The 9,014-nt window shown below is 71.6% G+C and carries 7 protein-coding genes; 4 read left to right on the forward strand and 3 right to left on the reverse strand.

The genetic code is table 11. From position 1 onward, the window contains the following. The first annotated feature begins 5 nt into the window (after positions 1-5). The 4 genes from H7F49_RS14380 (at position 6) to H7F49_RS14395 (ending at position 3,708) form a co-directional block, all read left to right on the forward strand. Positions 6-260 (forward strand): ribbon-helix-helix domain-containing protein, encoded by a 255-nt coding sequence (locus H7F49_RS14380; protein WP_214647836.1) that lies wholly within the window; start codon positions 6-8, stop codon positions 258-260. Beyond that, positions 257-622 (forward strand): PIN domain-containing protein, encoded by a 366-nt coding sequence (locus tag H7F49_RS14385; protein ID WP_185684267.1) that lies wholly within the window; start codon positions 257-259, stop codon positions 620-622. The genes H7F49_RS14380 and H7F49_RS14385 overlap by 4 nt, the downstream gene beginning before the upstream one ends. A gap of 22 nt (positions 623-644) precedes the next feature. Then, a complete protein-coding gene (glmS, locus tag H7F49_RS14390; RefSeq protein WP_185684268.1) occupies positions 645-2,468 on the forward strand; it encodes a glutamine--fructose-6-phosphate transaminase (isomerizing) in 1,824 nt (607 codons plus the stop codon). Between the two features lie 97 nt (positions 2,469-2,565). Next, positions 2,566-3,708, forward strand: coding sequence for an ROK family transcriptional regulator (locus H7F49_RS14395; RefSeq protein ID WP_185684269.1), 1,143 nt, complete (start codon positions 2,566-2,568; stop codon positions 3,706-3,708). Between the two features lie 15 nt (positions 3,709-3,723). On the opposite strand, the gene H7F49_RS14400 is transcribed toward H7F49_RS14395, so the two are convergent. The 3 genes from H7F49_RS14400 to H7F49_RS14410 all read right to left on the reverse strand — a co-directional run. Further along, positions 3,724-5,160 (reverse strand): TolC family protein, encoded by a 1,437-nt coding sequence (locus H7F49_RS14400; RefSeq protein ID WP_185684270.1) that lies wholly within the window; start codon positions 5,158-5,160, stop codon positions 3,724-3,726. Continuing rightward, positions 5,157-8,249 carry an efflux RND transporter permease subunit gene (locus tag H7F49_RS14405; protein WP_185684271.1) on the reverse strand — a complete coding sequence of 1,031 codons (3,093 nt, stop codon included), beginning with the start codon at positions 8,247-8,249 and terminating at the stop codon, positions 5,157-5,159. Before H7F49_RS14405 ends, H7F49_RS14400 begins: the two co-directional genes overlap by 4 nt. Further along, positions 8,246-9,014 (reverse strand): efflux RND transporter periplasmic adaptor subunit (locus tag H7F49_RS14410; protein WP_185684272.1); only part of this gene is annotated, 769 nt, incomplete at its 5' end. The genes H7F49_RS14405 and H7F49_RS14410, both read right to left, overlap by 4 nt.

The following is a 9,014-nucleotide window of genomic DNA, read 5'->3' on the forward strand; positions in this document are numbered from 1 at the left end:
TCATAATGCGCATCCTCGCCGATCTTCCCGACGATGACATCCGCTGGCTCGACGAGCAGGCTGCCGAGCGGGGAATCTCGCGCGCGGCGCTGATCCGCTTCGCCATCGCGACCTTCCGCGCCGGTGAGCAGGACTGGCTTGAGCAGGGCTTCGGGCTGTGGACGCGCTATGGCCAGGGCGTGGTCGGCAAGGACTACGAAAAGGCGCTGCGCGCGCAATGGGTGCGCCTGCCGGATGGACCGGACAGCGGGGCGGCATGACCGACACCTGCTTCGACACCGGCATCGTTGTCGACACCCTGTCGGGCCATCAGCTCGCCATGGCCGAACTGCGCCGGGCCAAGCGTCCGTGGATCAGCCGGATCACCTGGCTTGAGATCATGGCCGAAGCTCCGGCCGTGGCGCGGGAGGAGACCGAACGGTTCCTGTCGCACTTCGCCATCCGCGAAATCAGTCCGGAAATCGCCCGTCGTGCGGCCACGCTGAAGGCCGAGCGCCCCGCGCTGGGCATGGCCGCGGCCCTTGTCTTCGCCTCGGCCCAGGAGCACGGGGCGATCCTGGTGACCAGCAACGTCGCCGATTTCCCGCCGCACATCCCCGGCATCCGCGTCCCCTACACCTGATCCCTGAAAGGCCCCTGGCAGCATGTGCGGAATCATCGGCATCGTCGGCAAGGAAGACGTGGCGGACCGCCTGGTCGATGGTCTGCGGCGGATGGAGTACCGCGGCTATGACAGCGCCGGGGTCTGCACGCTGTCCGGAGGCGAGCTGATCCGCCGCCGTGCGCCGGGCAAGCTGTCGAACCTGGTGCTCGAACTCGCGCGGCACCCCGCGCCGGGCACCACCGGCATCGCCCACACCCGCTGGGCCACCCATGGCGCGCCGACCGCGGCCAACGCCCACCCCCACGCCACCGAGCATCTTGCCCTGGTGCACAACGGGATCATCGAGAACTTCCGCCCCCTGCGCGAGGCGCTGACCGCGCGGGGCCGCGTCTTCGAGAGCGACACCGATACCGAGGTGGTCGCGCACCTGGTTTCCGAACAGATCGAGGCCGGCAGGTCGCCCGCCGAGGCGGTCCAGGCGGTGCTGCCGCAATTGCGGGGCGCCTTTGCCCTGGCGATCGCGTTCAAGGCCCACCCGGAGATGCTGATTGGCGCACGGCTCGGCTCGCCGCTGGTGGTCGGCTATGGCGAGGGCGAGACCTACCTCGGGTCCGATGCCCTGGCGCTCGCGCCGCTGACCCAGCGCATCTCCTATCTGGACGAGGGGGACTGGGTGATCATCACCCGCACCGGCGCCCAGGTGTTCGACAAGGACAACCACCCGGTCACGCGCCAGATCGTCGCATCCGGGGCTTCGGCCGCGGCGATCGAGAAGGGGCACTTCCGCCACTTCATGCAGAAGGAGATCTTCGAGCAGCCGACCGTGGTGGCCCAGACCCTGCGCAGCTACATCCGCCGGGTCGACCAGTCGGTCGCGCTGCCGCAGTTCGATTTCGACCTTTCGCAGATCCGCCGCGTCACCATCGTCGCCTGCGGCACGTCCTATTACGCCGGGCTGGTCGCGAAGTACTGGTTCGAACAGTTCGCGCGCCTGCCGGTGGACATCGATGTGGCCAGCGAGTTCCGCTATCGCGATCCGGTGCTCGAACCGGGCGGGCTGGCGCTGTTCATCTCGCAGTCGGGCGAGACCGCCGACACGCTGGCGGCCCTGCGCCACTGCAAGGAACACGGCCAGACGATCGCGGTGGTGGTCAACGTGCCGACCAGCTCGATGGCGCGCGAAGCCGACCTGCTGTTGCCCACCCATGCCGGTCCCGAAATCGGCGTCGCCTCGACCAAGGCCTTCACCTGCCAGCTGGCGGTGCTGGCCGCGCTCGCCGCGCACCTGGCGGTGAAGCGCGGACGGATGAGCCGCGAGGAAGAGCGCGATCTGGTCGACCAACTGGTGGAAACGCCGGCCGCGCTCAATGCCGCGCTGGCCCATGACGACGAGATCGCCGCCATGGCCCACCTGATCGCCCCGGCGCGTGACGTGCTCTACCTCGGGCGTGGCCAGGACTATCCGCTGGCCCTGGAAGGCGCGCTGAAGCTGAAGGAAATCAGCTACATCCATGCGGAAGGTTATGCCTCGGGCGAAATGAAGCACGGCCCCATCGCGCTCATCGACGAGGCCGTGCCGGTGATCGTGCTCGCGCCATCCGGCCCCCTGTTCGAAAAGACCGTCAGCAACATGCAGGAAGTCCGCGCCCGCGGAGGCAAGGTCGTGCTGATTTCCGATGCCGAAGGTCTGGCCGAGGCTGGCGAGGGTTGCCTCGCCACGATCGAGATGCCCAAGGTCCATCCGCTGATCGCGCCGCTGGTCTATGCCGTGCCGGTGCAGTTGCTGGCCTATCACGTCGCCTGCGTGAAGGGCACCGACGTCGATCAGCCGCGCAACCTGGCCAAGTCCGTCACGGTGGAGTGAGCCGCGACGTGCCGCGAAAGCCCACGCCGCGAAAGCCCACGCCTCTATTGCCGAGTGGGGAATTGATCCCGCGCACCGGATTTGTCATCTGGGCGCGATGGCCGGGACAATGACCTTCGCGGAAACGCGCCAGCAACCCTCGGAAAGCGAGGCGCGGATTCTCGGCGTCGTGCTGCGCAGCAATGGCGCCACCCAGCCGGAGATCGCCCGTGCCACGGGCCTGTCGCAGCAGACCGTCTCGCGGCTGGTAAACGATCTCCTGGCCAGCGGGGCGCTGGTGCAGGGGGGCAAGCGCAGCAGCGGGCGGCGCGGGCAGCCCACGGTCGAACTCGCGATCGCCCCGCCGTTCGCCTATTCGCTGGGCATCGCGCTGATGACCGACGCGATGTCGATCGCCCTGATGGACTTTTCCGGGCGGGTGGTCGGCCACGAGTATTTCACCATGCCGGTAATGAGCCGCAAGGCGGTGTTCGCCCGCATCGACGAGGTGCGAGAGCGCCTGCTGGCCGCAACGCCGCTGGCCCGCGAACGGCTGGTTGGCGCCGGGATCGGCATCCTGGGTCCCTGCCTGGACGGCAAGGCCCGGTTCAATCCGCCGCGCGCGCTCGATGAATTCGCCATGGTCCCGATCGACGAGCTGTTCGCCGAGCGGCTCGGCCTGCCGTGCTGGGCCGAGAGCGACGGCAACGCCGCTGCGGTGGGCGAGAGCTTTCTCGGGGCCGGGCGGAGTTTTGCCAACTTCGTCTACATCTATGTCGCGGCCGGACTGGGCGGCGGGATCATCATCAACAACCGCCTGCTGCGCGGATCGCACGGCAACAGCGGCGAGATCGGCCGCATGCTGCCCTGGCGCAATTTCCAGATCCCGACGCTGGAGACCCTGCTCGATTCCCTGCGCAAGGCGGGGGTCGAGCTTGACGGGCTCTCGACCATGCTGGCCCGGTTCGATCCGGAATGGCCGGGGGTCGACGAATGGATCTCGCGCAGCCGGGACCAGTTCTCGCTGATCGCCTCGGGCATTGCCGCGCTGGTCGATCCCGAGGCGATCGTGTTCGGCGGCCGCATCCCTCCCGAGCTTGCCGCCAAGCTGCTGCCTGCGATCGAGCTGTTCGACGACGCCCGGCGCGAGATGCCGCGTCCGCTGCCGCGGATCATCGCCTCGCAGACCGGGTTCGACGCTTGCGCCGTCGGTGCGGCGATGCTGCCCCTGGAGCAGACGTACTACGCCACGATGTTGTAGCCGGCTCGCCCGCCGCTACCCCCCCAGGGCCTTGCGGCAATCGAGCACCGCTTCGGCGAGTGCCCGTCGCGCGGCAAGCTGGTCCGCCTCGGCGCTGGCGTGTTGCAGGCTTTCGCCGCGCAACTGGTCGTCGCTGATCTCACCCAGGCGGAAAGCGGCCTGGGCGCTGGTCCAGGCGCTGTCGGCTGCAGCCCGGCGGCGGTCCTGCGCGGCGAGGGCCTCGCGGCGGGCCGCGGCGAGGGCGAAGGCGCTTTCCACCTGGGCTCCGGCGCGCAGCACCGCATCCCGATAGGCGGCGAGGGCCTCCCGCTCGGCCCCGCGCGCGGCGGCGACCTCGGCGTCGATCCGGGCGAAATCGAACAGCCGCCACCGCAGGCCGATGAACCCCTGGGTGATGCGCGAGGCGGGGGTGCCGAAGCCGGCCAGCCGGTTGGTGTCGAACCCGAGCAGCCCGCCGATCGAAACATGCGGCCAATACTCGCCCAGCGCGGACTTGACCCGCGCCCGCGCGCTGACGATCCGCGCTTCGGCCATGACCAGGTCGGGGCGGGCGCGGAGCAGGTCGGCGGGGGTCCCCGCGGCCGGGTCCTCGGCCAGCGGCACGGCGGCGCCCGGCCCCACGGCGGACAGTTCGGGCAGGTCCGTGCCAGCCGGACGCCCGGTCAGCACGGCCAGGGCGTGGCGCGCGGCGCGGACCTGCGCGTCGAGCAGGGGCAGGCTGGCCTCGGCCTCGCCCAGTTCGCGCACCCGGGCATCCCGCTCGCGCGCCGAGCCTTCGGTGGCGGCAAGACGCAGCTCGGCATAGCGCAGGCGCGCAGCCAGATCGTCGCGTTGGCGGGCGACCAGACGCGACCGGGCCTCCGCCTCCCGCAGATCGAGGTAGCGCGCGGTCACCTCGGCGGCGAGCGCCAGGCGGGTCGCCGCCAGCCCGGCTTGCGCCGCGACCAGATCGGCGCGGGCGGCGCGCGCGCCGTTCTTGACCCCGCCGCCGAGATCGAGATCCCAACCGAGCGTGGCGTTGAGCGAGGCGGTGTCCTGGGTGCGGTTGATCGTCGGGACAAAGCGCGTCAACTGCCCCAGTCCGTTTTCCAGTGACTGTTCGGTCCGGGCGAGCGAGCCATTGACCGTCCCTGAGGGAAACCGGCCCGCGCCCACCGCGCGGGCCGCTGCCTGGGCCTGATCGATCCGGGCGAGGGCCCCCGGAAGATCCGGCCCGGCGGCGAGCGCCCGTTCGACCAGCCGGTCCAGCGCCGGATCGCCATAGGCCCGCCACCAGGCCGGCTCGGCCGGGCGCGCCGCGGCATTGGCCGCGCTCCAGGCCGGTGCGACCGGCGCCTCCACGGGTGGTGGTGCCGGTTGCGGGCGGGCCCCGGCGGCAGCCGCCGTCAGCGGGCCGGCGGCGAGAATCCCGGCCAGGAGCAGGGTGTGACGCAGCGACAGGCGGGGGATCATGCCAGGGCTCCTTCCGGCAGGGCGGCAGGCTCGCTCGGCTCGACCGGGCAGATCTCCCGCCCGGCCAGCAGCAGGTACATCACGGGCGTGGCGACGCGGGCCAGCAGGGTCGAGGTGATCAGCCCCCCGATCATCGCGATGGCTAGCGGCGAATAGAGCCCGTTGCCCTCCAGGGCGAGCGGCAGCAGTCCGCCGATCGCGGTCACCGAGGTCAGCAGCACCGGCAGGAAGCGCATCTCGCCGGCCTGCTCGACTGCGGCCCGCACATCCATCCCCTCGCGCCGCAGCTGCTCGGTGAAATCGACCAGCAGCAGCGAGTTCTTGATCTCGATCCCGACCAGCGCGATCAGCCCGACCGAGGCGGTGAACGACAGGCTGTTGCCGGTCAGCCACAGCGCCAGCACCGCCCCGAAGAAGCCGAGCGGTACGACCCCGGCGACCACCACGACCTGGCGGAACTTGCCGAATTCCAGCACCAGCACGGCGAGGATGCCGAGCGAGGCGGTGATGATCGCGGGCAGCAATCCGCCAAAGCTGCGCGCCGATGTCTCGGCCTCGCCGCCCACCTTGATCGCATAGCCCGGGGGCAACGGCACCTGCGCGTGGATCCGTTCGAGCGCGGCGGCGTTGGCGCGCGAGACCAGGACCCCGTCCTTGGCCCAGGCGGTCAGGGTGACCGAGCGTTCGCGCTGGTAGCGATCGATTTCGGCCGGCCCCGACTGGAGCGACGGGGTGGCCAGGCTGGTCAGCGGCACGGCCGCGCCACTGGCGGTGGGGACCGTGATCTGGTCCAGCGCGTCGAGCCGGTTGTGCCGGTCCATCGGCAGGCGCACGGTCAGCGGATAGTCATCGTCATCCGGATCGCGCAGGATCGCCGGGCTGGCCCCGCCCAGCGCGATCTGGGTGGCCGAGCGCAAGGCGCCCGCCGGGACGCCCAGAGCACGGGCGCGGGCCTCGTCGACGGCCAGCGTCAGGTCGGTGCGGGGGCTGCGCAGCGGATTGCCGATGTCGCGCAGCTCGGGCATGGCCTCGAGCACGGCCTGGGCCTGCGCCGCGATCCGCCCCAGCGTGGCGACATCCGGCCCGACGATGCGCAGGGCAATCGGCGCCTCCACCGCCGGTCCCTGGGTGAAGGTCTGCAGCTTGATTTCGGCCCCGGGCACGCGCTGGAAGTCTGCCCGCAGGCGGGCCAGCAGCTCGGGGCTGCGCGACGGGTCCCAGGCCTTCAGGCCGACCGCCACCTCGCCCCGCGCCGGATCCTCCGGGGTGGGCACCACGTTGTAGTAGAGCGACGGACCGCCGCGCCCGGCATTGGCCACGGTCCAGGCGACCTCGGGCTCCTGCAGCAGGCGCCGTTCGACCCGTTCGACCGCCTTCTGGGTGACGTCGAGCGCCGTGCCGCGCGGCATGTCCACGCGCACCACGAATTGCGGCAGGTCGGCCGGAGGAAACAGGCTGGAGCCGATCGCGGCCAGCAGCGGCACCGCCAGCGCGGCCATCAGGAAGATCGCGCCGAGCGCCCGCCACGGCCGGTCGAGCGCGCGGTGGAGCACCGGGGCATAGACCCGCTCGATCAGCCCGGTCATCGCCTGCAGCATGCGGTTGCCATGCGGGTCCTCGTCAGGCTTCAGCGCGCGGGCGGCGAGGAACGGGATCAGCGTCAGCGCCACCAGCAGCGAGCCGCCGACGGTGCCCAGCACCGAAACCGGGAGCGAGCGGATGAATTCGCCCGAGGCTTCGGGCAGGGCGATCAGCGGCAGGAAAGCGAACATCAGACAGGCGGTGCAGCCCAGCACGGCCAGTGCGATCTGCTGGGTCGCGCCGATCGCGGCGGTCGTCCGGTCGGCACCCTCGCGCAGCCAGCGGGCGACGTTCTCGATCACCACGATGGCATCATCGACCAGCAGCCCGAGCGACAGCACGAAGCCGGCGACCGAGAGCTGGTTCAGGGTCAGGTCGAAGGCGGACAACACCAGGATGCCGATCAGCAGCGAAACCGGGATCGCCACCATCACGACCCCGCCGGCCCGCCAGCCGAGCGGCAGCAAGGTGATGGCCACGATCCCCAAGGCCAGCAGCAGGTCGCGCACCAGATGATCCAGCCGGTTGCGCACGTTGCTGGCCTGGACGAAGCCTTTCTCCATCCGGACACTGCCGGGCAGCAGGCGGGCGAAGGAGGCCAGTTCCGCGTCGATCGCATTGGTCAGCCGGGTCACGTCCTGGCGATCGCTTTGCTCGACCGTGACGAGCAGGGCGCGATGGCCGCGGAAGTGGACGATATGCTGCGGCTCGCGCTGGGCCCAGTCGACCGCAGCCAGATCGCCGACCCGCACCGCCCCGCCACCCGGCACCGGGACCGGGGTGTCGCGGACCGCGTCGAGATCGCGGTAGGCCCCGCCATAGCGCAGGTTGAAGCGCCGCGCCCCGGCATCGACCGCCCCGATCGGGGTATCCGCCCCGCCCGCGCGCAGGGCATCGATCACGGCTCCGGCGGGCACGCCCTGGGCGGCGAGCCGGGGCATGTCGAGCGCGATCCGCACCTCGCTCGTCGGGGCGCCGAGCACGTCGGCCTTGCGGACCCCGGGCACCCGGGCGAGCCGGTTCTTGAGATCGCGCGCCAGCTTCTCGAACGAGCGCATCGGCAGCACGTCGCTGACCAGGGCGACCTGCATGATCGGCAGCGAGGTCGGCCGCCAGCGTCGCACGTCGACGCGCACCACCCCGGCGGGCAGGGCGGGCCGCAGGGCGTTCACCTCGCGCACGACCTCGTCGTACTTGCGATCGGCATTGGTGCCCCAGACATATTCGGCATTGATCGTCGAGACGCCGTCCCCGCTGGTCGAGCGCATCTCGCGCAGGTTGTCGAGCCCGGCGAGGGCATCCTCGACCGGCCGGGTGACCTGCTGCTCGATCGTCTCTGGCGTGGCGCCAGGCAGGACGATGGTGATGGTAAAGCCCGGGGTGTTGAGCGGCGGGTCCTCGGTGCGGGGCACCTTGGCGAAGGTGATCAGGCCCAGCGCGACAAGCAGGGCCACGGCCAGCAGCATGAACTGCCAGCGCCGGACCGCGAAGGTGATCAAGCCGTTCACCGCGTCACCTCCACCCGCTGGCCGTCCCGAACGAAACCCGCGCCGAGCGTGACCACGCGGGCATCCGTCGGCAGGCCGGCGACGCGGGCGTCGCGATCGGCCAGCCCCAGCAGGCGGACCGAGCGGCGGCGGGCCCGCCCGCCCTGGTCGATCACGTAGACCGATGCCGTGCCCCCCTGGGCCTCGATCAGGGCTTCGGCGGGAATTCGTTGCACGCCATCGGCTGCACCCGGGCCCGGGACCGCCTGCGGAAAGCGGACCGAGGCCGGCGCCCCGCTGAGCGCGCCGGTCGTGCCGGCCAGAGCCAGCTCCACCGTGACGAGCCCGGTCCGGGCCTCCGCTCCGGCGGCCTTGCGCAGCACCCGCGCAGCCAGGTCGCGCCCGTCGGCGAGGCGGACCGTGCCGGGCTGGCCCGCACGCAGCCCGGCGGCCAGGCTGGCGGGCACCTGCGCCCGGGCGAGCAGCGGACTGGCCGTGTCGGCGATGGTCAGCAGCGCCTGGCCGGCACCGACCACTTCGCCCTGCTCGGCCAGGCGTTCGATCACCGTCCCCGGGAACGGCATGGTCAGGCGGGTGGCCGTCAGATCGGCGCGGGCGGCGGCGAGTCCCGCCTGGGCCGCACCGGCCAGATCTTTGGCATCGCCCGCCTGGGCTCCGGGCGCGGCGCCTTCGCGGGCCAGTCCGGCCAGACGTTCGGCCGCGCGGCCCGCGCGGGCCGCGTCGGCGGCGGCGCGCTGGGCGGCGGCGGCATAGACCTCGGGCTCC

It is taken from the genome of Novosphingobium aerophilum, assembly GCF_014230305.1.
Lineage (GTDB): Bacteria > Pseudomonadota > Alphaproteobacteria > Sphingomonadales > Sphingomonadaceae > Novosphingobium > Novosphingobium aerophilum.